Here is a 21,734-nt window from a genome sequence, read left to right on the forward strand (position 1 = left end):
TGGTGCTCGGAAGCCATGACGCTCGCGCTGGTAGCGTTCATGGCCTGGCGCCACAATGTCCGAAACAAGACCTATTTCTATTGGGGAATGGGTTTTCTTCTTAGCGGCGTGGGCTTCGCAATGGTTGCGCTGCGCGGGCAGATACCTGACATCCTCTCCATCGAGATCGGCAACACGATCGCGCTATGTGGGCAGAGCGCGTGGGTTGCCGGGTACCTGGCGCTTGACCGTCGCAAGCTCGAATGGTGGGCATTGCTGCCACCGCTCGTTTGGTTGGGTGGCGTCTTCCTGCCGTGGGTCAATGACGACTACACCAATCGCGTCATTCTCTACAACCTGGCCTCGGCCACCGGCGCGACGGCGCTAGCAATGGCAGTCTGCATGACCGGCCAGCGCAGCGAGGGCTCAAGAAGCAAACTGGGGGCTATCTTTGTGATCCAGAGCCTCCTGTGCTTCGGTACGGCGACGGCAATGGCGGTCATCGGCCCCACCGACGCGGAAGCCGCCAACTTCGCGGGCGCCGCCGCTATGGCGACGGGCTTCCTGCTGACCCTAGCGTGCGCCCTCACCTGCGTCGTCATCATGGAACGTTCGGAGAAGCATCTTCGTATGCTCAGCCTGACCGATTCGCTGACGGGCGTCTTGAACCGGCGCGGCCTTTTCGGCCGGTTCGATGACATTCAGGAGAGCGCGTTCCACAACAACCGCCAGGTCGCCGTACTGCTCTTCGACCTCGACCACTTCAAACGCGTCAACGATCGGTTCGGACACCAGGCTGGCGACATCGTGCTGACGGTCTTTGCGCGCATGGCCCGCCAGTTCGTCTCTGCCGGCGCCTTCGGTCGCATGGGCGGCGAGGAGTTTGCCGCTTTCGCGACGGTGGCCGACCAGACCGAGGCGGAAGCGCTCGCGGAATCGATCCGTGCCGAATTCTGCCGGGTCCCGGTGAGCACCGGCGACGCGATCATTCCCGCAACGGTCAGCACTGGCGTCGCCCTCGCCTCGGCCATCGAGGCCAATAGGGACAAGCTGGTTTCGGCGGCCGATCGCGCGCTATATGCCGCCAAGGCAGCCGGCCGCAACTGCACTGTCATCTTTGGTGAAGCCGAAGCGGCGGCTCCGCAGCCTCCGCAGCCCGATCAAACTAGTGGCGAACTTGTCCCAACACTTGACGACCAGATTCATGCGCTTCGCCGCGTCGGATCACTGTCCAGAGGTTGAGCCCATCTTTTCGAGGCTTGGCAAATCCGCTAAGCCTCGAAGCATGATGATCCCACCATTCCTTTCCATCGATCCCGCCACACGTCACGTCTCCCTCGACGCAAGCAATCCCGCCTTCTACAGCGATCCGAACACCGTCTACGCCGCTCTGCACGCGCACTGCCCCACATTCTATTGGGTGCAGCAGAAGCAGTGGTTCTTCACCGGCTACGACCACGTCAACAGCCTGCTTCGCGATCGCCGCTTCGGCCGCCAGATCCTTCACATAGCCTCGCGTGATGAGCTTGGTCTTCCCGAACCGGATCAGCACGTGGCGAATTTCGATCTCGCCGAACGATACTCCTTGCTAGAGCTGGAGCCACCCGAGCACACCCGTCTGCGAACGCTCGTTAACCGCGCTTTCGTCTCTCGCCACGTCGAGAAGATGAAGCCGGAGCTTGCCGAGCTCGCCGATAGGCTCATTGATGGCTTCGAGAAGGACAACGAAGTCGAGCTGCTTTCAGCATTTGCCGATATTATTCCGGTAACGATGATTGCCCGCATGATCGGCATTCCTGTGGAAATGGGACCGCAGCTCCTGAAGTGGTCCCACGCCTACATTCGCATGTATCTCTTCGGTCGCACCCGCGAGGACGAAGATGGCGCCGAGCGGGCCGCCAAGGAATTTTCGGACTATATAAAGACGGTCATCGCCGAGCGCCGCGCCAATCCGCGGGACGATCTGCTGACGCACATGATCCACACCGAGCACAAAGGCCAGTATCTGACCGAGGACGAGCTCGTCTCGACGACGATCGTACTGCTCAATGCCGGTCACGAGGCGACGGTCCACCAGATCGGTAACTCAGTTCGCATCATCTTGGAAAGCGGGCGCGATCCGACCGAACTTTTCAAGGACGAGGCAACGACCGAACGAACCGTGGAAGAGTCCCTGCGCCTCTGCGCGCCGGTTCACATTTTCCAGCGCTGGGCGCTCGAACCCGTCGAGATCGACGGCATTTCATTCAAGCGAGGCGACAAGGTGAGCCTCATTCTGGCCGCTGCCAACCTCGACCCAACAAAATTCAGCGATCCGCTGACCTTCAAGCCTGACCGCAACGAGGCTGCCAACCTCTCCTTTGGCGCGGGCATCCATTTCTGCATCGGGGCGCCGCTTGCAAGACTGGAACTGAACATCGTCCTGCCAATTCTGTTCAAGCGGCTGCCAGGGCTCAGGCTCGCCCGGACGCCCGTCGTGAAAGACGTCTATCATTTCCATGGATTGGACCGCCTGGTTCTGGCTTGGTAGGCCACAAATAAGAAAGCCCGCGCTCGGGAGAACGCAGGCTTTCCTTTTCTTTCCGGCGCCTTGCGGCGAGGCGTTATTCCGCAGCCTGCAGAGCCGGCACTCCGTCTTCCGGTTCCGGCGGCAACTTGCCGGCTAAGGCAGCAGCAAACTTCGTCTGGTCAAGCTCATTTTCCCAGCGGGCGACGACGACCGTTGCAACCGCGTTGCCGACAAAGTTCGTCAAGGCGCGGCATTCCGACATGAAGCGATCGATGCCGAGGATCAACGCCATGCCGGCAACTGGAACCGAGGGCACAACGGAGAGCGTTGCAGCGAGCGTGATGAAGCCGGCGCCGGTGATGCCGGCAGCGCCCTTGGAGCTCAGCATCGCAACCAGCAGAAGCAGGATCTGATCCGCCAGGGTCAGCGGCGTGTCCGTCGCCTGAGCGATGAAGAGGGCTGCGAGCGTCATATAGATGTTCGTGCCGTCGAGGTTGAAGGAATAGCCCGTCGGAATGACGAGACCGACAACAGAGCGTTTGCAGCCTGCCTGCTCCATCTTGGCCATGAGGCCCGGAAGTGCCGCTTCCGAAGAGGAGGTGCCGAGAACGAGTAGGAGCTCTTCCTTGATGTAGCGGATCAAGGCCAGGATCGAGAATCCGTTGTACCGCGCGACCGCGCCGAGGACGACGAGCACGAAGAGCAGCGACGTCAGGTAGAAGGTACCGATCAGCATTGCCAGATTTGCAATGGAACCGATGCCGTATTTTCCGATCGTGAAGGCCATGGCGCCGAAAGCGCCGATTGGAGCGGCCTTCATCAGGACTGCCACCAGCTTGAAGACCGGCGCGGTCAGTGCCTGCAGGAAGTCGACGACCGGACGGCCGCGATCGCCGACCATGGCAAGCGCGATGCCGAACAGGACGGAGAAGAAAAGCACCTGAAGAATGTCGCCGTCGGCAAAGGCACCAACGATGGTGTTCGGAATAATGTTCATCAGGAAGCCCGTGATGGTCGTGTCATGAGCTTTCGCCGCGTAACTTGCCACGGCCTTGGCATCCAGCGTCGCCGGATCGATATGCATGCCGGCGCCCGGCTGTATGACATTGGCGACCACCAGGCCGACCGCCAGTGCCAGCGTTGAAAAGACGAGGAAGTATAGCATCGCCTTACCGGCGACGCGTCCAACCTTCTGCAGATCGGACATGCCGGCAATGCCCGTCGCAACCGTCAAGAAGATGACGGGGGCGATGATCATCTTGACGAGCTTGATGAAGGCGTCGCCGAGCGGCTTCAGCGAGGAGCCGATGTCGGGATAGAAATGACCAAGCAGGATGCCGGCACAGATGGCGGCAAGAACCTGTACGTAAAGAAGTCGATAGAAGGGAACCTTGCCGCGCGGCTGCGCGACTGGAAGTGCTGCACCCATGATGTCCTCCATGTGCCCCAAAACCAAAGTGGCCTCCCGGGGCGATTGCGTTACCAAGTCAACAGCCCACGCGGCTGTTTGCGGAGGATTTGCAACATGCGTGCCAAGTCATAGATTTCATGACTAAATTATTGATTCAGAAATCATTTTCTGTAGAGATCGTAGGGTCGACCGGAAGACGTGAGCGTATTTTCGCACAAATTGATTTGACGCGAGTGCGGAATTGCACACAAGGTGAATAATGCTTCAGTCGACTTCGATGTCAGGTTTCGGCTCGTTCGACCGCACCGGCCGGCGGGCGCGGCGCGTGTGGATCGTGTTTGCCTCCGTTTCGGCAGTACTGGTCCTTGCCGCACTCTTTGCCGCGGACGTGTATGGGCGCCGCTCCGCCATCGATGCGATTGAGAGTCAAAGCCGAACCGACGCCAACCTCAAGGTCGCACTCCTCAACGCAGTCCTGGAGAGACCCCGCGCGCTACCGCTGCTTCTTGCCGAAGACCAACAAGTTCTCGATGGTCTCTCCTCCGAAGGCAACGATGCGATCGACATATTGAATCGGAAGCTTGAGCGGCTCGTCACGGGAACACAGGCAGCTGTGCTCTACGTCATCGGCCCCAACGGCATCGCCGTGTCCTCGAGCAATTGGCGGGAACCGATCAGCTTCGTCGGCAATGATTACACCTTTCGCGACTACTTCCGAAAGGCGATGGACGAAGGAACCGCCGAGCACTTTGCCCTGGGCAGTGTCAGCAAGCGCCCTGGCCTCTACATTTCCCGTCGTGTGGGCAGTGCCACAGCACCGCTTGGCGTCGTGGTCGTCAAGCTTGAGTTCGACCGACTTGAGAGCGACTGGCGCGACACGCATCGCCCCGTCTACGTTACGGATGATCGCGGCGTTGTTCTGATCACCAGCATCCCCTCCTGGCGTTTTATGATGAACAGGCCTGTGCCGGAGGCCGACCTTGCCGCCATTCGCAGGAGTCTGCAGTTCGGCGATGCGCCGCTGGCGACATTGCCGATCATGCGCCCACAGCCCATCGACGCCGAGGCATCGCTTGTTTCCGCTGTGCTTCCCGGTGGTGGTGAGGGTCAGTATCTGCGCCTCACGACACCCGTCCCCACCACGCCCTGGCATCTGGAATATCTTGTGCCCACTGACGCGCCGGTCGCGGCGTCGGTTCGCGAAATGCGGCTGCTGTCTCTGGCCGTGCTTCTACCGCTTCTCGCCATCGCGGCATTTCTTCTGTGGAGGCGCCAAGCGGCTGCGACGAAGATCGCGGAAGAACAAGCGATGCGCGAGGAGCTGGAACGGCGGGTCATCGCCCGAACCGATGATCTCAGTCGGGCACGCGACCGTCTGCAAGCCGAAATCTCCGATCATCGGGAAACGGAAGCAAGACTGCAGATCGTGCAGCAGGAGCTGGTGCAGGCGAACCGGCTCGCGATCCTCGGCCAAGTCGCGGCAGGCGTTGCGCATGAGATCAATCAACCGGTCGCGACCATACGCGCTTACGCGGACAATGCCCGCGTCTTCCTGGAGCGCAAGCAAACGAGTCCCGTCCACGAAAACCTCCAAGCGATTGCGGGCCTCACCGAGCGGATCGGCGCGATTACCGACGAATTGAAGGCCTTCGCGCGGAAAGGCCGTGCAGCGGCGGAGCCTGTTGAATTGCGCGGCGTTATCGACGGGGCGGTGGTTCTGCTGAAAAGCCGATTTGCCGGCCGGTTGGAGGCGCTCCACATCCGGCCGCCGCCAACGGGGCTATGCGTGCTTGGCAACCGGATCCGGCTTGAGCAGATTCTGATCAACCTGTTCCAGAACGCCTTGGAAGCGCTTGATGGGCGAGCCGATGCGAAGGTCGACGTCTTCGTAACCGAGACAGACGACGAGGTTGCAATCGAAGTCGCCGACAATGGTCCGGGCATTTCGCCTGCCATCCTGAAGTCGCTTTTCACACCATTCAACACGTCCAAGGAGAGAGGTCTGGGTCTTGGCCTCGTCATTTCCAAGGACATCGTAGCCGACTACGGCGGCCGCATCGACGTAACAAGCGATGAAACCGGAACCTGCTTCACGGTGCATCTGCGGAAGGCCAGAGCATGAGCGATGTAACACCGATCTTCCTCGTCGATGACGACAAGGACCTGCTGCGGGCAACCAAGCAGACGCTTGAACTCGCCGGCTTTGCCGTTTCCGCCTTTTCGGACGCTGGCGAAGCGCTGGCCGCATTGAACCCGGATTTCGCAGGCGTTCTCGTTTCTGATATCCGAATGCCTGAGATCGATGGCTTGCAACTCTTCGGCCGCGTGCAACAGCAGGACGAGGACCTCCCGGTCATCCTGGTCACCGGCCACGGCGACATTCCGATGGCGGTTAAAGCCATGCAGGACGGCGTCTACGACTTCATCACAAAGCCGTTCGCGACAGATCGACTCATCCAAAGCGTGCGGCGCGCTGCCGAAAAGCGCCGCCTCGTCATGGAAAACAGATCTTTGCGGAAAGCCACCGAAGACGCGCGCGACGACCTGCCGCTGATCGGCCAGACACCGGCGATGGAGCGGCTGCGCCACACCTTGCGGCAGATTGCCGATACTGATGTCGACGTTCTCCTTATGGGAGAAACCGGCAGCGGCAAGGAGGTGGTTGCAAGCCTGCTCCACCGCTGGAGCCGGCGCGCATCCGGCAATTTCGTCGCGCTCAACTGCGGGGCGCTGCCGGAGAGTGTGGTTGAAAGCGAGCTGTTCGGTCACGAGCCGGGCGCCTTCACCGGCGCGCAGAAGAAACGCATCGGGCGCATCGAACATGCAAGCGGCGGAACCCTCTTCCTCGACGAGATCGAGAGCATGCCACCGGCAACGCAGGTGCAGATGTTACGCGTCCTCGAAATGCGCGAGGTTACACCGCTCGGCACCAACGAGGTCCGGCCGGTCGATCTGCGTGTCGTTGCTGCCTCCAAGATCGATCTCGGCGACCCCCGCCAACGCGGCGATTTTCGAGAGGATCTCTATTACCGGCTCAACGTTGTGACGATCTCCATCCCGCCGCTCAAGGACCGCCGAGACGATGTTCCACTTCTTTTCGGCTACTTCGCCGAGCGCGCCGCGAGCCGCTTCAAGCGGGACGTGCCTGCGATCCCGCCGTCGATCCACCGCCATCTGCGGGAACACGACTGGCCGGGCAACGTGCGCGAACTATCGCATTTTGCCGAGCGGTTTGTACTGGGAGTCGGACACGTCTTTGGCCGTATACCAGCAGCAGCACCGGAGACGGACGAAACCCTGTCGCTGCCGGACCGGCTCGAACGCTACGAGGCTCACATCATTCGCGAAGCTCTGAACGCCAACGGTGGCGACGTGCGTCGTACCATCGCGGAACTAGGCATCCCCAGGAAGACGTTCTACGACAAGCTGCAACGCCACGGCATCGTCCGCAGCGACTTCGCGTCTTCTTCCGACAGGAGCTAGGTCTATCTAGCCCTTGGAGGACAAGACGGAAATGCGTCGACGAACTCCCTCGCCCCCCCTTCGCTCAGCCTGTTGCTGCGCTGAAATCAGAGTCTGATGACATAGTCCTTGCGAGTCGTTTCAACGACTTCCCAGCTTCCCTTGAAGCCCGGCTTGAGGATCATCCGATCGCCCGCGCGAAGATGCACGACATCGCCCCCATCCTCCGTCACGATGGAGTAACCGGAGAGCACGCTGAAATACTCCCACTCGTCATAGACGATGCGCCACTTGCCGGGGGATGCTTCCCATACGCCGGAATAGAGGCCGCCATCGGCCTCCTCGAGACTCCAGGTCTTGAACTGGGGATCCCCAACAAGCACACGGTCGGCGTCCGGGGCGCCGAACGCCGGTTCGACGCCGCTAATGTCAAAGGTCAGGTAGTTTGCCATCGTCTCAGTGTCCTTCGCAGCAAACGTTTGCATAAGCAGCTATTGAAATCGTGAGCTTTTTCGAGCGCGTTCGCAATATACGTTCGACACCTTCGCAGCATACCATTGTTCAGCTGTTGAGCTTTCGCAGCATGCCCTTGTTCAACTTTACAACCACTGGGATAATGCTGGCGTTGGCCAATCGTGCCTCCTTCGGCTGGAGCCAAGCTTGCCAGAACGATGCGGGGAACCATCAGGATCACCTCGGAAGTCCGAGGGAAGCTTGCGCCGGCCGTCCGGCTGTCCGGCCGCTGACATGTAAGACGGGAACTCACCCAGGCGGCCGAGCGCTGTGAGGGTTAGATATTGCGACGGGTCGACCATCGGACAGGGTTTACCCGTCGCACCTTATCGTGTCCGTCCCTTATGATGTTGTGGAGCCCAAATGACGACCGGCGACGACAATCGAGACCTGGACCTACGGACCACTCCTCATCGATTTGGTCGACATCATGCCGTCTGGTGGACCTTGTTTGCGATCCTGGCGATGTTGGTGGTTGGCGCTTACGCCTACGGTGAACTGCGGTCTGCGATCACGGTTCCGCCGAAACCTGCTCCCCAGGCCGAGGACATGCCGCTGTCGACTGACCACTGAGGGAACGCGCTTTCGGCAATTGACGGCGGGAAAACGTCCGGTTTTGTCTCTTCCGAAAGCTGACCAAGTACTATTGCTGGATTTGAAGCCGGCTCCGGTCGCTGCATCGCAAAAGGAGTATGTTGCGTTGCATTATAGTCCCAATCAGTTACCGTACGTTGGGGTACGGGAACAAGAAACGCCGTGGGTTACCACGAACGCATAAGGATATCAAATGCTTGATACGCCGAACTCCAAGCCGAAAGACCTCGAAGCCATTGCCCGCACAGGAGGACCTCTCCGCCGCATGGCAGCGCGTGTACCGACCTATTTGACCGACTTGCGGGAAAACCCCGCCTGGTTGCCGATGTTCGTTCTGGCCCGTACGATACCGTTTCGCCGGGCACACTGGCTGACCGCCCGCCCGGTGCCGCCGTCGGCAAAATCTGCGACGTCCATGTTTGGCGACATCAAGGCAGAAGAAGTCACTGCGGAATTAAGAAGAACGGGCATCTTTTCCGGCCTAAACCTGCCGCCGGCGATCCGTGAGGAAATCGCGAGATTTGGACACGAGACGCCGTGTTTTGGCAATTTCGAGCGCGGCCTGGAGTTTCGCGCAGGAGACCACGCAGAAGCCGAGCGCCGCTTCGGGCGCACCCTATTGAGCGGCCATCATTTCGAGCGAGTGCTGCAGTGCGAGGCAGCGGTCGCCGTGCAGCAGGACCCGCTACTCATCGACATTGCCAGGCATTATCTCGGCGGCGAGGCGAATTTGATTACCACGCGGACGTGGTGGAGCTTTCCGACGAAGTCGGCCTCGGAAGCCGACTTGAGCCGAGCCTCGTTCAAGTTTCATTTCGATCTCGATGACTGGCGGATGCTGAAGTTCTTCTTCTATTTGTCCGACGTCGATGCGGATGCTGGTCCCCATGTCTACGTCAAAGGCAGCCACAACCGTCGGCGGCTAAAACATCAATTGACGCTGCTCGTCGGACATTCAGTCGAGGAAGTGTTGGGTTTCTATGGCGAGGAGAATGCCGTCACCATGACCGGAAGGGCGGGCACAGGCTTTGTCGAGGACCCTTTCGGCTTCCATATGGGCACGCTGGCAAAGCAAACGCCGCGTCTGATGATGGAAGTCGGATTTGGCGTGTCGAAACCGTCAAAGCGCCGTTATCATGGTGAGCCGGTCATTCGATAACCGGATTAAGCGCCGAAACGAATCGCCGCCCCGCAGCGCACGCGCGAGCCACCATCTTCACACCATAGTCAATCTCTTAGAATTGGAACACGAACCGGTGCTCGCCGAAGGGACTGAGCAAGGTAATGTGCCCATTATGAGCAGTCACAATCCGAAGATAGAAATGTCTTCCGCGAGTGTGCAACGGGTTTCCAAAATAGCAATGCGCGCTAGCTCAAGAAATTCTTACTGAAGGGGTACGGGGGACCTCGGCTTTTTTTACGGCCCCCCGACGAGGTCTCTCTTGTTAGTACGACTACGGAGCAGTGACCTTCGGAGGATAGCCAGTTCCGACGGTGCGAGGATTTCTTGAATGTCGCCATCGCAACCATCGTCCACATTGGACGCCAGTCTCCTCTCTGCCAGGGCTGTGTGAACCGATGATGTCAACACGCTCGCGCAGAGAAGGAGCTTGACCACAGCCCGTAATTGGTAACTGAACGCTTCAGTCCGCGGGAGCTTCCAATGCGTTCAAGGATTACCGCACTTCGATGTTGATAGCTTTGGGGCCCTTGCCCCTTTTATCTGGCTCCGTATCGAACGACACCTTTTGTCCTTCATGAAGAGATTGGATGCCAGAATCCTGAAGAGCCGAGATGTGTACGAACACATCGTTGCCACCGCCGTCGGGGCTTATAAAGCCAAACCCCTTGTCGGCATTGAAGAATTTGACTGTACCCGTTGGCATTGCTTACCTCATCAACTGCGAGACGGCTCCAACATGTAACCGACGCTTGTCCTTCGCAAGCGAAAATACGCCTGCCGGATGTAATGCTGGTCGCGCCTATACAATTTGAAGCGGAGGTGAAGGTCGGCGTCCCTCCCAGGGAGCTGCGAGTGGCCAAGGCATGACCGCAGGTGACGCGATGCTGCCGGCGGTGGCGGCCAGCGGCCCAGATGCGATATGTCAACCAACCGAAACAAGAAGGCGTCTCGCCGTGCCGCGATCAAGGTCGATAAGAGCTCGGGGGATTTGCGATAAAATCGAGATCGTAGCGCGCGACTTTATCGGAAACAGTCTCGATTATACGCAACTTTGCTAGTCGAGCCGGCGGACATCTGCCTGCATCGCGACAGCCTTCGATCAGAACCGCCACGTCCTCGTCGTTCTTATGCCGATGATATTCGAAGAATACACAGCCCGGCTCATCGCGTGTAGACGCGACATGAGGCTCCATGGCGGCGAAGAACTCGTCCCGCATCCCCTGCCTGCAGGTCAGTCAGCCGGTTATGAACTTCATCGGCCATCTAACGCCGATAAGGCATCTATCAGCGCACCCGATTCGGCCGTCCAGCCGAATAACATCTCGATTGCGAGAAGCGACGCCTCGTGGTTGCTGCGGGGCGCATCGGCCGCGATCAACTCGGCCGTACAGTCCCTAAGTACAATGCAGCGGTAGCGTCGCGTCCCTGACCGTCGACTCAACGCATATGCTGGTCGTTGCACCAGTGAATATGAGCGTGTTGATCCGTTTGGCACGAAGAATGGTGTCAAACGACGTTTCGAAGAAAGCGCTGTATCGATGCTTGGAGACCACAACATCACCTTGTCGGGGCTCAAGTTCCGCGACGATTGCCGTATTCCAAGTATTGCGAACCAGAATTTGGCTTCGGATGCCGCTAGGTGCCTCCACTGTCGCGCCGATGTTCATGCGCCTGTGCTTGATCCGATGCGGGGAATCCTCGTTCCCCGCATCGGAGAGGTCGGAATTGTGTTCCTGCCGGGTGTAGACGACAAACAATCCCGCACGCCGTGCCGTCTCGAGCACCCGGGAAATCGGCTGAACGAGGGCCGCAATCGGCGCGACATCAAGGCCAGCACCGTCGAACATTCCTCCACGGCTACCGAAGTCATTCTGCATATCGATGACCACGACGGCCGTCCTGCGGGGGTCGAGGCTTATCGGCTCAGGCCTAGCGGTGATTGAGACTTGCGCATCCATTCCCAGCCCTCCCACATCGAGCGCGGCAACCATAGCACGGCGTGGGTGTATCGTCTGCTAGGCACCGACCGGTGCTTGCCGAAGGGACTTTTCAAACGCCCAAGATCTAACATCGAACAGAGCGCCCGACGCTGTTTGAGTCGGGGGCTGATCCTATCGTTGTATTTCGACAAAGGTAGTCTGCGAAACTACAAACGTTTGCTGCGAAGGACACTCAGATCTTTGCCAGCGACTGCTCGAGATCAGCGATGATATCCTTTACGTCTTCGATGCCGACCGATAGGCGAACGACGTCGGGACCGGCACCGGCGGCGATCCTTTGCTCGTCCGTCAACTGACGGTGCGTGGTCGACGCCGGATGGATCACGAGCGAGCGCGTATCGCCGATGTTGGCGAGATGCGAGAACAGCTCCAATCCCTCGACCAGCGTTTTGCCGGCCTCGTAGCCGCCCTTCACGCCGAAAGTGAAGACCGAACCGGCGCCCTTCGGCGAATAGCGCTGCTGTAGGGCGTAGTTCGGATCGTCTTCGAGGCCGGCATAGTTCACCCAGGCGATCTTGCTGTGTGCCTCCAACCACTTTGCGACAGCTATTGCATTATCGCTGTGGCGCTGCATGCGCAGCGGCAGCGTCTCGATGCCCGTCAGGATCAAGAACGCATTGAAGGGCGAGATGGCGGGGCCGAGATCGCGCAGACCGAGCACGCGGCAGGCGATGGCGAACGCGAAATTGCCGAAGGTCGAGTGCAAGACCACGCCATTATATTCCGGCCGCGGGGTGGACAGCATCGGATAATTACCGGACTTCGACCAATCGAAGGTTCCGCCATCGACGATGATGCCGCCCATCGAATTGCCATGGCCGCCGAGGAACTTCGTCAGCGAGTGCACGACGATATCGGCGCCGTGTTCGATCGGCCGAATGAGGTAAGGGCTGGCCATGGTGTTGTCAACGATGAGCGGCAGGCCATGCTTGTGCGCCACCGCCGCGATCGCGGCAATGTCGACGAAGGTGCCGCCGGGATTGGCGAGGCTTTCGATGAAGATCGCCCGCGTCTTGTCATCGATCTGGCTTTCGAAGCTTGCCGGGTCGGCGGAATCCGCCCAGCGAACCTGCCAGCCGAAATTATCGAAGGCATGGCCGAACTGGTTGATCGAGCCTCCGTAGAGCCGCTTCGCGGCCACGAAGTTTTCGCCGGGGCGCATAAGCGTGTGGAAGACGATCATCTGCGCCGCATGGCCGGACGCAACGGCGAGCGCCGCAGTGCCGCCCTCGAGTGCCGCGACGCGCTCTTCGAGCACGGCCTGGGTCGGGTTCATGATACGCGTATAGATATTGCCGAATTGCTGCAGACCGAAAAGGGCTGCCGCATGATCGGAGTCGTTGAAGACATAAGCCGTCGTCTGATAAATCGGCGTCGCACGTGAGCCGGTCGCGGGGTCCGGCTGTGCTCCCGCATGGACTGCCAACGTATTGAAACCCGGACCGTTCTCGGCCATGAAGCCCTCCAATTCAGTGATCGAATGGCGGCGAGCATAGCCGACGGCCGCGAAAAGTTAATCGCGTTCCATTTCAACCCAGGCACGTTATTTGAAAAATCCAACCCGTCAGCGGGCGAGCCGTGGATACTCGATAGCGGGGCATCGATCCATGACGATTTTGATGCCGGCCGCCTCGGCCCTTGCCGCTGCCGCATCATCACGCACGCCAAGCTGCGCCCATATCACCTTCGGTCGCGGGTTCATTGCCAATGCCTCATCGACAACACCCGATAGATATTCCGAGGCCCGAAAGACCTCGACCATGTCCACCGGCACAGGGACATCGGCGAGCCGGGCGTAAACCGTTTGACCTTGGATCTGCTTGCCGGCCTGGCCTGGGTTCACAGGGATGACGTTGTATCCCCGTGACAGCAGATAGCCCATCACGCCATTGCTGGGTCGAGCGGGATTCGGCGACGCGCCGGTCAGGGCAATCGTCTTCACGGAACGCAGAATGTCGAGGATGTAGTCATCCTCATATTCATCGTGATTCAAGGGCTTCGGCCTCCGATAACAATCGCGTTTATTTCGCGGTTCGCTGAAACCAGCAGTGAGTTTCGGCGTATATAGGAATTAGGACGCCGAAGGAGGATGTTCCCATGAAAAAATTGGCTGCCGTGATCGCCTTCGTTATGGCTACCTCCCCGGCGCTGGCCATTTCGCGATACAATTCGCTCACGATAAGCTGTCAGGCCGCACGTGCAGCGATCCGCAATGAGGGCGCCGTGATTTTGCGGTATCCGTCGAAGCGGGTGCCCGGCATGACACTGTTCGACCGCTACATTCGCAACAGCAATTATTGCGACGTCAACAAATACGCGGAATGGACGACCATCCCGACCAAGGACAATCCGAGGTGCCGTGTCCTGAATTGTCAGAATATCGACAACCTGAACGGGATGTTTATCATCCCATATTACTCGCTGTAAAAGCGCACTCCTGCCATACCAAATCGTGACGCGCGAGGCCTTGCCGACACAACCGTGCGCGCTGCGGGATCCGGCTGAGCGGCGGATTCCGTGATGGCTTTGTCACACTCCTGCAAAATTCGACACGGAAGAGTCGGTGCCACCGTCAGTGTTCTATGTATATCCTGTATATGTTCACATATGTTCCCGCATATGTTAGCAACGCCTCATAGTTGAATAAGAGATAACCGAATAAACACTTCTGGTGTACGTTCCTCTTTTCAGGAAATTGCGAACCAGCATCTTCAGGTTGCCTGATATATGACAGGGCGTTGTTGCGCTCCGTCACGTCGTCAACCGGGATTGCTTTTTGCCGGCAACGGCGTAGTAACAAGCATTTCACAATTGCTGTTTTCACACCGTCCGGTGGTCCTTTTTGCCGATCCACGTCATTCTGCTCGTTCTGTTTGGTGCGCTGCTGCACGCGACATGGAACGCCATGATCAAGGCGGGCACGGACAAGTCGCTGGATGCCAGCCTCATATCGGGAGGCGGCGCCGTTTGCGCCCTTCCCTTCCTGATGTTCCTGCCATTGCCGAATTCGGCGGCATGGCCCTTCATCGGCGCTTCGGCCGTCCTCCAGTTCGTGTATTTCCAGCTTGTCGCCGGCGCTTATCGTGCAGGCGACATCGGCCTCGTTTACCCGCTGATGCGCGGGTGCGCACCACTCTTGATTGCAGCCACCAGCGGTTTCATCCTGGACGAGAGGCTGTCGACAGGCGCGCTCATCGGTACGATGACGATCTGCACCGGTATTCTGACACTGGCCTTCGAGGCGCGAAAGGGCGGCGGACAAGCGATCCGGCTGGCGCTCGCCAATGCATGTGTCATCGCGACCTACACCTATGTGGACGGTATCGGCGCCCGTGTCTCCGGCAATGCGGTGTCGTATACGCTGTGGATGTCGCTGCTGCCGCCGATATTGCTCTTCGCCTGGGCGATCTCCAAGCGGGGTACTGTCGCAGTCGCCGTCCACGTCCGCTACAACTGGTGGCGCGGCCTAATCGGTGGTGGCGGATCGATTGCATCCTACGGCCTCGCACTTTGGGCGATGACCAAGGCGCCAATGGCAACTGTTGCGGCGCTGCGCGAGACGTCGATCCTCTTCGCGCTGCTGATCTCAGTGATCGTGCTGAAGGAAAAAGCCAGCCCGTGGCGCTATCTCGCCGGCGCAATCATCGCGCTCGGCGGACTGATCCTTAAACTCGGTTAGCTATTCGCCCGTCCACTGCGGCATGCGCTTGGAAAGGAAGGCTCCAATCCCCTCTTCGGCATCGGCCGTCAGCATGTTATCGACCATGACCTGAGCGGCGTAGCTGTAGGCTTCCTCGATCGGCATTTCGAGCTGGCGGTAGAACGCTTCCTTGCCGATCTTCAACGTCAGCGGCGATTTGCTCGCAATGACGGAGGCGTATTTGGTGACGACCTGCGTCAGGTATTGCTTCGGCACGATGCGGTTCACGAGGCCGAAATCCTTGGCGGTCGAGGCGTCGATCGTCTCGCCGGTGAGCAACATTTCCATCGCCTGCTTGCGATGCGCTGCCCGCGAGACCGCCACCATCGGCGTCGAGCAGAAGAGGCCGATATTGGCGCCCGGCGTGCAGAAAGTCGCCGTATCGGTGCAGATCGCAAGGTCGCAGGAGGCGACAAGCTGGCAGCCGGCGGCGGTGGCGAGCCCGTCGATCTCGGCAATAACAGGCTTCGGCAGGCGCGTGATCTCGAGCATGAGGTCGGCTGCCAGCGCGAAGGTTTCTTCGAAGAATGCCTCGCCGCCGTCCTCATCGGCCCGATGCGCGGTTAATTCCTTGAGGTCGTGACCTGCGGAAAAGACATTGCCCGTCGACGCGATGATGACTACGCGAACAGCAGCGTCATTCGCAGCGCTCTGGAGTTCACCGATCAGGGTTTCCATGACGGCGATCGAGAGTGCATTCGCAGGCGGATTGCTGAGCGTCAGCCGCAGGATGCCGTCGCTCAACTGCGGAATGACGAGCGCGCCCTCGCCGGCTTTGCTCGGGTCCTTCCGGAAGGATACGACTTCGGCCATGGTCTAACTCCCTGCATTGCTTTTTCATGCTAATTGTTCTGCCACAGGCGACAAGCAATTTCGAGGCAAAGTCATGCAACCGATCATGACGATCGACGAGCTCCACCATTTTCTGGATACGGATTTTCCACAGATCCACACGGATGGGCGCGTGTTCACGATTACCGATATCAAACCTGGCAGCGTCTCGATGCGGCTCGACCCAAGCGAGAGGCATTTGCGTCCTGGTGGCACCGTCTCTGGCCCCGCCCTCTTCACCCTAGCGGATGTAACGGCCTATGCGGCAGTACTCGCGCATATCGGGCCGGTTGCGCTGGCGGTTACGACCAATCTCAACATCAATTTCCTGCGCCTGCCGAAGCTTGTTCCAACGACATGCACCTGCAGGATTCTCAAGCTTGGCAAGCGGCTCGCCGTCATCGACGCCTCCGTTTTCCAGGAGAATGCAGATGAGCTGATCGCTCACGCGACTGCGACTTACTCTATCCCGCCACGTGAAATTTGAGGTACCAAAATACCACATAACTAACATATTGATTTTGCTTATGTATTTTTACGGTGCGCAAATCTGACAATATTGACCGCAGTCCGCTTTGCCTCTATACACACCGCCAGAAATGCAGCCTTTCCGGGCTGCTTTCTTTTTGGCGCGTCTTCGAACAGCCAAACCAAGCAACAAGAAACGCCCTCTCGCCTTCGGGCCGAGGGATCCAAAAGAGAGTAACAACTATGGCAACCTTCTCCCAGAAGCCTGCAGAGGTGGAGAAGAAGTGGGTCATCATCGACGCCGAAGGGCTCGTCGTTGGTCGTCTCGCTTCCATCATCGCTATGCGCCTGCGCGGCAAGCACAAGGCAACCTTCACGCCTCACGTTGACGACGGCGACAACGTTATCGTCATCAACGCCGACAAGGTCGTTTTCACCGGCAAGAAGTATTCCGACAAGGTTTACTACTGGCACACCGGTTATGCCGGCGGCATCAAGGAGCGTACCGCTCGCCAGATCATCGAAGGCCGCTTCCCGGAGCGCGTTCTCGAGAAGGCTGTTGAGCGCATGGTTCCGCGCGGCCCGCTCGGCCGTCGTCAGATGAAGAACCTCCGCGTTTACGCTGGTTCCAATCATCCTCATGAAGCACAGCAGCCTGTCGTTCTCGACGTCGCAAAGCTGAACAAGAAGAACGTAAGGAGCGCCTAAGAATGGCTGACCTCTCCTCCCTGAAGGATCTCGGCACGTCCGAAGCAGCTGCTGCTCCGGTTCACGTCCGCAAGGTCGACTCGCTTGGCCGTTCCTACGCAACCGGCAAGCGCAAGAACGCTGTTGCTCGTGTATGGGTCAAGCCGGGCTCCGGCAAGATCGTCGTCAACGGCAAGGAATTCACGGAATACTTCGCGCGCCCGGTTCTGCAGATGATTCTGCGTCAGCCGATCGTCGCGGCTGCCCGTGACGGCCAGTTCGACATCGTTGCAACGGTTGCTGGCGGCGGCCTCTCCGGCCAGGCCGGTGCCGTTCGTCACGGTCTTTCCAAGGCTCTCACCTACTTCGAGCCGGGCCTGCGCTCGGTCCTGAAGAAGGGTGGCTTCCTGACCCGCGACAGCCGCGTTGTTGAACGTAAGAAGTACGGTAAGGCCAAGGCCCGCCGTTCGTTCCAGTTCTCCAAGCGTTAATCACTTCGGAATACGGGAATGCGAAGGCCGGGCTCTTGCCCGGCCTTTTCTGTTGGCGGCCGCTTGAAGCGGCTCGTTCCCTTGCCAGTTCTACTGCATTCTATCTATGCGCTTCACGCGCAGGCCAAGGGAGGCAGGAATGACCAAGCAAGCAATCTATGTCGAACTGAAAGCAAGATCCGGCAAGGAAGAAGAAGTGGCTGCGTTCTTGAAAAGCGCACAGGCTCTTGTCGCGCAGGAGCCTGGCACGGTGGCATGGTTTGCCGTTCGCTACGACCAGAGCACATTCGCCATCTTCGATGCCTTCGATGACGAGGCAGGCAGACAGGCGCATTTGAATGGCAAAGTGGCCGCGGCGCTGATGGCCCGAGCCGAGGAACTGCTGGCCGAGGCTCCGCAGTTGAGGACTCCCGAAGTCCTGGCGGACAAGTTGCCGGGCTAGACCAGCCTTGGCCAAGCGACCGGCTTTGCCCATTCGGTTTGAGATTTGTTTCTGGTAGGCATAGCGGACAAAACACTCTCGAGGAGAATCTCTTGGCCAACAAGTCGATCGATCATGCTTTTACGGCTACGAACCTGACCTCGGCAGCCAGCGACCCGACCTTTGCCGGCGCGCTATCGTTCATGCGCCGCCGTTTTACCAAGGACCTGACCGGCGTGGATGCCGTGGTCTGGGGTATTCCCTTCGATGCCGCGACCTCCAATCGGCCGGGGACGCGATTCGGGCCGCAGGCGATACGGCGTGCGTCGGCGATCTTCGATAACGACCCGCAGTATCCCTTCAAGCGGGATCTTTTTGCCGATATGGCCGTGATCGACTACGGCGACTGCCTGCTCGACTACGGCAACCACCACGAGACGCCGGCCGCGATCGAGCGGCAGGCCAAGACGATCATCGATAGCGGCGCGTTCATGCTGACCCTCGGCGGCGACCATTTCGTCACCTGGCCGATCCTCAAAGCGCATGCCGCCAAGCACGGGCCGCTGGCTCTCGTCCAGTTCGACGCGCATCAGGACACCTGGTTTGACGACAACAGACGGATCGACCACGGCTCGTTTGTCGCGCGGGCTGCGCGAGACGGCATCATCGATCCGGATCGTTCTATCCAGATCGGTATCCGCACCCATGCGCCCGAGGATTTCGGCATTCATATTCTCTATGGTCATCAACTGGAGGAGATGAGCGCGGGAGACATCGCCTCGACGATCATCTCGCATACCCGTGGGGCGCCATCTTATCTGACCTTCGATATCGATTGCCTCGATCCCGCCTATGCGCCCGGCACGGGAACGCCGGTGTCGGGCGGTCCCTCGAGCGCCAAAATCCTCTCAATTTTGCAGCGCCTCCACCAACTGGACATCAGGGGCGCCGACGTCGTCGAGGTCTCGCCGCCCTACGACCATGCGGATATCACTGCCATTGCGGGGGCGACGGTCGCGATGTATATGCTGGGGCTGCATGCCGAGCGCCGCGCGAGCGCGTCACGCGGCTGACTCATCCTTCTTACAAAGTGATTCCGGACTTCTTTCTAACCTATTGAAAGTGTGAGCAAGACAATGGCACCGAAGATCTTCATCGATGGCGAACACGGCACGACGGGCTTGCAGATCCGCACGCGCATGGCCGGTCGTCGCGATGTCGAGCTTCTGTCGATCCCGGAATCGGAGCGTCGCAATGCCGCGATGCGCGAGGATATGCTGAACGACGCCGACATCGCCATTCTCTGCCTACCGGACGACGCTTCGAAGGAAGCCGTGCACATGGTCTCGGGCAACAACAATGTCCGCGTCATCGACACCTCCACGGCGTTCCGCGTCAATCCTTCCTGGGCCTACGGCTTTGCGGAAATGGATAAGGAGCAGGCAGAGAAGATCAAGTCCGCGCGCTTCGTCGCCAATCCGGGCTGCTACCCGACCGGTGCGATCGGCCTCATTCGGCCGCTGCGCGCTGCGAGCATCCTGCCTGATGCCTACCCGGTCACGGTCAATGCAGTCTCCGGCTACACTGGCGGCGGCAAGCAGATGATTGCGCAGATGGAGGATCAGAGCCGCGACGATGCAATCCCCGCGCCACATTTCCTTTATGGCCTGACGCTGACGCACAAGCACGTACCTGAGATGAAGATTCACGGCCTACTCGATCGCGAGCCGATCTTCTCGCCGTCGGTCGGCAAGTTCCCGCAGGGCATGATCGTTCAGGTGCCGCTGCATCTCGGCCATCTGGCCGAAGGCACGACGCTCGAAAACATCCACGCTGCTCTCGTGGCCCACTACGCGGGTCAGGACATCGTGACTGTTGTGCCGCTGGAAGAGAGCCGCAAGCTCCCCCGTATCGATGCCGTCGAGCTTGCCGGCAAGGACACGATGAAGCTCTTCGTGTTCGGCACGCCGGGCGCTTCGCAGGTCAATCTCGTGGCGTTGCTCGACAACCTCGGTAAGGGTGCGTCGGGAGCGGCTGTCCAGAACATGGACCTGATGCTCGCCTCGTAATCCCGGAACTGATCGATGTCGCTTGATACGCTGCAGGCGAACACGAGCGCGTGGTTTGTCGCCTCCTTGCCGGATCATGGCATTTTATCACTTGTCGTCATCGCTTTCATTGCGGGACTGGCGCGCGGCTTCTCGGGGTTCGGGGCGGCGCTGATCTTCATTCCGCTTGGCGGCGCAATCATCGGTCCGAAGCTGATTTCGCCGGTCCTGCTTGTCATAGACGGCCTTGCGACGCTGGGTATGATCCCTCCAGCCTGGCGCAGCGCCAGCCGGCGCGAAGTCTTCACCATGGCTGCGGGCGCGGTGCTGGGCGTGCCCGCCGGTACGGCAGCTCTGGCGTGGGTGGATCCCCTGACATTGCGCTGGGCGATCACGGCGATTGCGATTTGCCTGCTTGCATTGCTTGTTTCCGGGTGGCGATACCATGGCGAACCACGGACATCGCTGACCTCCATCACGGGTCTCGTTGCCGGCCTCTTCAGCGGCGCCGCTCAGCTCGGCGGGCCGCCGGTCGTCGCCTACTGGCTGGGCGGCAAGGCCAATTTTGCCCGGGTGCGGGCGAACATCATTCTATATTTCGGGATCTCAACTTGCTTCAGCGTCGTCAGCTACCATTTCGGCGGGCTCTTTGTTCAAGCCGTCTTCGCTCTGACGATCGTGATCCTGCCGAGTTATGCCGTCGGCCTATATGCCGGCTCGAAGCTGTTCGGTCTCGCCAAGGAAAGCACGTTCCGAACGATCTGCTATCTGCTGATCGCAGCCTCCGCCATCTTGGGAATGCCGGCGCTCGACGGGCTCCTCCGATAGGTCCAGCCTCTCAAAACAGCGGAGCGACGCGCGACACCGCCGGCCTCCGGATAGGAGCATCCGCACCTAGCGAGCCATCAGGGGCGAGCGCGCCTTCACGACCAGCGTGTCTCCTGGACCGTGCACGGCGGCAAAAAGCAAGCCGGCAAGGAAGGTGAAGTGATCGATAAAGAATCCGAACTCGGCTTGATTGCCGCTCCAGTGGCTTGGGCCATGGAACGCGAAAGCCAGAAAGACCACGTAGATTCCGGCCAGAACCGAGGCTTCCGAGAAGAAGGCTCCTGTCAGGAATGCCAGCGTCAAGCCAAGCTCGAAGAAAGCCGCTACCCACGCCAGAAAGAGTGGGAAGGGAAAGCCTGCCGCGGCGATATAGCTTGCCGTGGACTGCATATCCATGAACTTGAAGCTCATGGCTATCGCGAACACGGCTGCGAAGATCAGTCGCGCCAGCAGAATTGCAATTGTCTTGCTCATGTCATCTCTCCCTCGGCCCAAAGCCGTTCAGCATCATTGTCCAGATTTCCGGCTTCCTGCATCTGCACTTGCCGATGCCGTCAGCTTTCCCCCAAAGGACGCCGCAAGATGTTCCCTCCCGACAAGCGGCCGCCA

At 59.5% G+C, this 21,734-nt stretch carries 24 protein-coding genes; 15 read left to right on the forward strand and 9 right to left on the reverse strand.

The annotated features are described in order from the left end of the window. Positions 1-15 precede the first annotated feature (15 nt). Positions 16-1,221 carry a GGDEF domain-containing protein gene (locus tag FHX09_RS18330; protein ID WP_132593968.1) on the forward strand — a complete coding sequence of 402 codons (1,206 nt, stop codon included), beginning with the start codon at positions 16-18 and terminating at the stop codon, positions 1,219-1,221. Positions 1,222-1,264: 43 nt separating this feature from the next. Then, complete coding sequence (locus tag FHX09_RS18335) at positions 1,265-2,509, forward strand: cytochrome P450 (protein ID WP_184450494.1); 1,245 nt, start codon at positions 1,265-1,267, stop codon at positions 2,507-2,509. Between the two features lie 73 nt (positions 2,510-2,582). On the opposite strand, the gene FHX09_RS18340 is transcribed toward FHX09_RS18335, so the two are convergent. Further along, positions 2,583-3,917: a dicarboxylate/amino acid:cation symporter gene (locus FHX09_RS18340; protein ID WP_007792139.1), complete on the reverse strand. Its 1,335-nt coding sequence runs from the start codon at positions 3,915-3,917 to the stop codon at positions 2,583-2,585. A 241-nt stretch (positions 3,918-4,158) separates the two neighbouring features. Here FHX09_RS18340 and FHX09_RS18345 point away from each other — a divergent pair, with 241 nt between their 5' ends. Together FHX09_RS18345 and FHX09_RS18350 are read left to right on the forward strand one after the other, a co-directional pair. Next, positions 4,159-6,021 carry an ATP-binding protein gene (locus FHX09_RS18345; RefSeq protein ID WP_184450495.1) on the forward strand — a complete coding sequence of 621 codons (1,863 nt, stop codon included), beginning with the start codon at positions 4,159-4,161 and terminating at the stop codon, positions 6,019-6,021. Continuing rightward, positions 6,018-7,382 (forward strand): sigma-54 dependent transcriptional regulator, encoded by a 1,365-nt coding sequence (locus tag FHX09_RS18350; RefSeq protein WP_184450496.1) that lies wholly within the window; start codon positions 6,018-6,020, stop codon positions 7,380-7,382. The genes FHX09_RS18345 and FHX09_RS18350 overlap by 4 nt, the downstream gene beginning before the upstream one ends. An 86-nt stretch (positions 7,383-7,468) precedes the next feature. Here the strand turns inward: FHX09_RS18350 and FHX09_RS18355 are convergent, their stop codons facing one another. Next, complete coding sequence (locus FHX09_RS18355) at positions 7,469-7,813, reverse strand: cupin domain-containing protein (protein ID WP_007792149.1); 345 nt, start codon at positions 7,811-7,813, stop codon at positions 7,469-7,471. Positions 7,814-8,237: 424 nt separating this feature from the next. Between FHX09_RS18355 and FHX09_RS18360 the strand changes: the two genes are divergently transcribed. After that, a complete protein-coding gene (locus FHX09_RS18360; RefSeq protein ID WP_132593958.1) occupies positions 8,238-8,447 on the forward strand; it encodes a hypothetical protein in 210 nt (69 codons plus the stop codon). 214 nt (positions 8,448-8,661) lie between these two features. Beyond that, on the forward strand, positions 8,662-9,627 hold the full coding sequence (locus tag FHX09_RS18365) for a hypothetical protein (RefSeq protein ID WP_184450497.1): 966 nt from the start codon (positions 8,662-8,664) through the stop codon (positions 9,625-9,627). 517 nt (positions 9,628-10,144) lie between these two features. On the opposite strand, the gene FHX09_RS18370 is transcribed toward FHX09_RS18365, so the two are convergent. The 5 genes from FHX09_RS18370 to FHX09_RS18390 form a co-directional block, all read right to left on the reverse strand. Continuing rightward, the gene (locus FHX09_RS18370; RefSeq protein WP_007792156.1) at positions 10,145-10,354 is read right to left on the reverse strand and encodes a cold-shock protein; all 210 of its coding nucleotides are present in this window, start codon (positions 10,352-10,354) and stop codon (positions 10,145-10,147) included. 259 nt (positions 10,355-10,613) lie between these two features. Then, on the reverse strand, positions 10,614-10,868 hold the full coding sequence (locus tag FHX09_RS30500; RefSeq protein ID WP_348649179.1) for an antibiotic biosynthesis monooxygenase: 255 nt from the start codon (positions 10,866-10,868) through the stop codon (positions 10,614-10,616). Between the two features lie 177 nt (positions 10,869-11,045). Continuing rightward, the gene (locus FHX09_RS18380) at positions 11,046-11,642 is read right to left on the reverse strand and encodes an isochorismatase family cysteine hydrolase (RefSeq protein ID WP_246699467.1); all 597 of its coding nucleotides are present in this window, start codon (positions 11,640-11,642) and stop codon (positions 11,046-11,048) included. Positions 11,643-11,823: 181 nt separating this feature from the next. Continuing rightward, positions 11,824-13,107, reverse strand: coding sequence for an O-acetylhomoserine aminocarboxypropyltransferase (locus FHX09_RS18385; protein ID WP_184450498.1), 1,284 nt, complete (start codon positions 13,105-13,107; stop codon positions 11,824-11,826). A 108-nt stretch (positions 13,108-13,215) separates the two neighbouring features. Next, positions 13,216-13,644 (reverse strand): CoA-binding protein, encoded by a 429-nt coding sequence (locus tag FHX09_RS18390; protein ID WP_007792168.1) that lies wholly within the window; start codon positions 13,642-13,644, stop codon positions 13,216-13,218. A 104-nt stretch (positions 13,645-13,748) separates the two neighbouring features. Here FHX09_RS18390 and FHX09_RS18395 point away from each other — a divergent pair, with 104 nt between their 5' ends. Both FHX09_RS18395 and FHX09_RS18400 read left to right on the forward strand, forming a co-directional pair. Beyond that, positions 13,749-14,078, forward strand: a complete 330-nt coding sequence (locus FHX09_RS18395; RefSeq protein ID WP_007792171.1) for a hypothetical protein — start codon at positions 13,749-13,751, stop codon at positions 14,076-14,078. 415 nt (positions 14,079-14,493) lie between these two features. Further along, the gene (locus tag FHX09_RS18400) at positions 14,494-15,330 is read left to right on the forward strand and encodes an EamA family transporter (RefSeq protein WP_183723123.1); all 837 of its coding nucleotides are present in this window, start codon (positions 14,494-14,496) and stop codon (positions 15,328-15,330) included. Here FHX09_RS18400 and FHX09_RS18405 read toward each other — a convergent pair whose 3' ends face one another. After that, positions 15,331-16,164 (reverse strand): enoyl-CoA hydratase, encoded by an 834-nt coding sequence (locus FHX09_RS18405; protein ID WP_132593950.1) that lies wholly within the window; start codon positions 16,162-16,164, stop codon positions 15,331-15,333. A 73-nt stretch (positions 16,165-16,237) separates the two neighbouring features. On the opposite strand from FHX09_RS18405, the gene FHX09_RS18410 reads away from it, so the two are divergent. The 7 genes from FHX09_RS18410 (at position 16,238) to FHX09_RS18440 (ending at position 21,125) form a co-directional block, all read left to right on the forward strand. Beyond that, entirely contained in the window at positions 16,238-16,669 is a 432-nt protein-coding gene (locus FHX09_RS18410) for a PaaI family thioesterase (protein WP_007792179.1), read from the forward strand. Positions 16,670-16,893: 224 nt separating this feature from the next. After that, a complete protein-coding gene (gene rplM, locus FHX09_RS18415; protein ID WP_007531725.1) occupies positions 16,894-17,358 on the forward strand; it encodes a 50S ribosomal protein L13 in 465 nt (154 codons plus the stop codon). Between the two features lie 2 nt (positions 17,359-17,360). Then, positions 17,361-17,828, forward strand: a complete 468-nt coding sequence (gene rpsI, locus FHX09_RS18420) for a 30S ribosomal protein S9 (protein WP_007531723.1) — start codon at positions 17,361-17,363, stop codon at positions 17,826-17,828. Positions 17,829-17,967: 139 nt separating this feature from the next. Then, positions 17,968-18,270, forward strand: coding sequence for an antibiotic biosynthesis monooxygenase (locus tag FHX09_RS18425; protein WP_132593946.1), 303 nt, complete (start codon positions 17,968-17,970; stop codon positions 18,268-18,270). Positions 18,271-18,362: 92 nt separating this feature from the next. Then, a complete protein-coding gene (gene speB / locus FHX09_RS18430; RefSeq protein WP_132593944.1) occupies positions 18,363-19,322 on the forward strand; it encodes an agmatinase in 960 nt (319 codons plus the stop codon). 63 nt (positions 19,323-19,385) lie between these two features. Next, entirely contained in the window at positions 19,386-20,318 is a 933-nt protein-coding gene (argC, locus tag FHX09_RS18435; protein WP_132593942.1) for an N-acetyl-gamma-glutamyl-phosphate reductase, read from the forward strand. Between the two features lie 15 nt (positions 20,319-20,333). Further along, positions 20,334-21,125, forward strand: a complete 792-nt coding sequence (locus FHX09_RS18440; protein ID WP_132593940.1) for a sulfite exporter TauE/SafE family protein — start codon at positions 20,334-20,336, stop codon at positions 21,123-21,125. Positions 21,126-21,191: 66 nt separating this feature from the next. On the opposite strand, the gene FHX09_RS18445 is transcribed toward FHX09_RS18440, so the two are convergent. Continuing rightward, on the reverse strand, positions 21,192-21,599 hold the full coding sequence (locus FHX09_RS18445; RefSeq protein WP_132592296.1) for a DoxX family protein: 408 nt from the start codon (positions 21,597-21,599) through the stop codon (positions 21,192-21,194). Between the last annotated feature and the right edge of the window lie 135 nt (positions 21,600-21,734).

Origin of the sequence: Rhizobium sp. BK538 (assembly GCF_014197575.1) — a bacterium.
GTDB lineage: Bacteria > Pseudomonadota > Alphaproteobacteria > Rhizobiales > Rhizobiaceae > Rhizobium.

Bases quoted from the DNA above. Each gene is read 5' to 3' on its own strand.
- FHX09_RS18330 (WP_132593968.1), top strand. From the start codon at position 16: ATGACGCTCGCGCTGGTAGCGTTCATGGCCTGGCGCCACAATGTCCGA.
- FHX09_RS18335 (WP_184450494.1), top strand. From the start codon at position 1,265: ATGATGATCCCACCATTCCTTTCCATCGATCCCGCCACACGTCACGTC.
- FHX09_RS18340 (WP_007792139.1), bottom strand. From the start codon at position 3,917: ATGGGTGCAGCACTTCCAGTCGCGCAGCCGCGCGGCAAGGTTCCCTTC.
- FHX09_RS18345 (WP_184450495.1), top strand. From the start codon at position 4,159: ATGCTTCAGTCGACTTCGATGTCAGGTTTCGGCTCGTTCGACCGCACC.
- FHX09_RS18350 (WP_184450496.1), top strand. From the start codon at position 6,018: ATGAGCGATGTAACACCGATCTTCCTCGTCGATGACGACAAGGACCTG.
- FHX09_RS18355 (WP_007792149.1), bottom strand. From the start codon at position 7,813: ATGGCAAACTACCTGACCTTTGACATTAGCGGCGTCGAACCGGCGTTC.
- FHX09_RS18360 (WP_132593958.1), top strand. From the start codon at position 8,238: ATGACGACCGGCGACGACAATCGAGACCTGGACCTACGGACCACTCCT.
- FHX09_RS18365 (WP_184450497.1), top strand. From the start codon at position 8,662: ATGCTTGATACGCCGAACTCCAAGCCGAAAGACCTCGAAGCCATTGCC.
- FHX09_RS18370 (WP_007792156.1), bottom strand. From the start codon at position 10,354: ATGCCAACGGGTACAGTCAAATTCTTCAATGCCGACAAGGGGTTTGGC.
- FHX09_RS30500 (WP_348649179.1), bottom strand. From the start codon at position 10,868: ATGCGGGACGAGTTCTTCGCCGCCATGGAGCCTCATGTCGCGTCTACA.
- FHX09_RS18380 (WP_246699467.1), bottom strand. From the start codon at position 11,642: ATGGTTGCCGCGCTCGATGTGGGAGGGCTGGGAATGGATGCGCAAGTC.
- FHX09_RS18385 (WP_184450498.1), bottom strand. From the start codon at position 13,107: ATGGCCGAGAACGGTCCGGGTTTCAATACGTTGGCAGTCCATGCGGGA.
- FHX09_RS18395 (WP_007792171.1), top strand. From the start codon at position 13,749: ATGAAAAAATTGGCTGCCGTGATCGCCTTCGTTATGGCTACCTCCCCG.
- FHX09_RS18405 (WP_132593950.1), bottom strand. From the start codon at position 16,164: ATGGCCGAAGTCGTATCCTTCCGGAAGGACCCGAGCAAAGCCGGCGAG.
- FHX09_RS18410 (WP_007792179.1), top strand. From the start codon at position 16,238: ATGCAACCGATCATGACGATCGACGAGCTCCACCATTTTCTGGATACG.
- rplM (WP_007531725.1), top strand. From the start codon at position 16,894: ATGGCAACCTTCTCCCAGAAGCCTGCAGAGGTGGAGAAGAAGTGGGTC.
- rpsI (WP_007531723.1), top strand. From the start codon at position 17,361: ATGGCTGACCTCTCCTCCCTGAAGGATCTCGGCACGTCCGAAGCAGCT.
- FHX09_RS18425 (WP_132593946.1), top strand. From the start codon at position 17,968: ATGACCAAGCAAGCAATCTATGTCGAACTGAAAGCAAGATCCGGCAAG.
- argC (WP_132593942.1), top strand. From the start codon at position 19,386: ATGGCACCGAAGATCTTCATCGATGGCGAACACGGCACGACGGGCTTG.
- FHX09_RS18440 (WP_132593940.1), top strand. From the start codon at position 20,334: ATGTCGCTTGATACGCTGCAGGCGAACACGAGCGCGTGGTTTGTCGCC.
- FHX09_RS18445 (WP_132592296.1), bottom strand. From the start codon at position 21,599: ATGAGCAAGACAATTGCAATTCTGCTGGCGCGACTGATCTTCGCAGCC.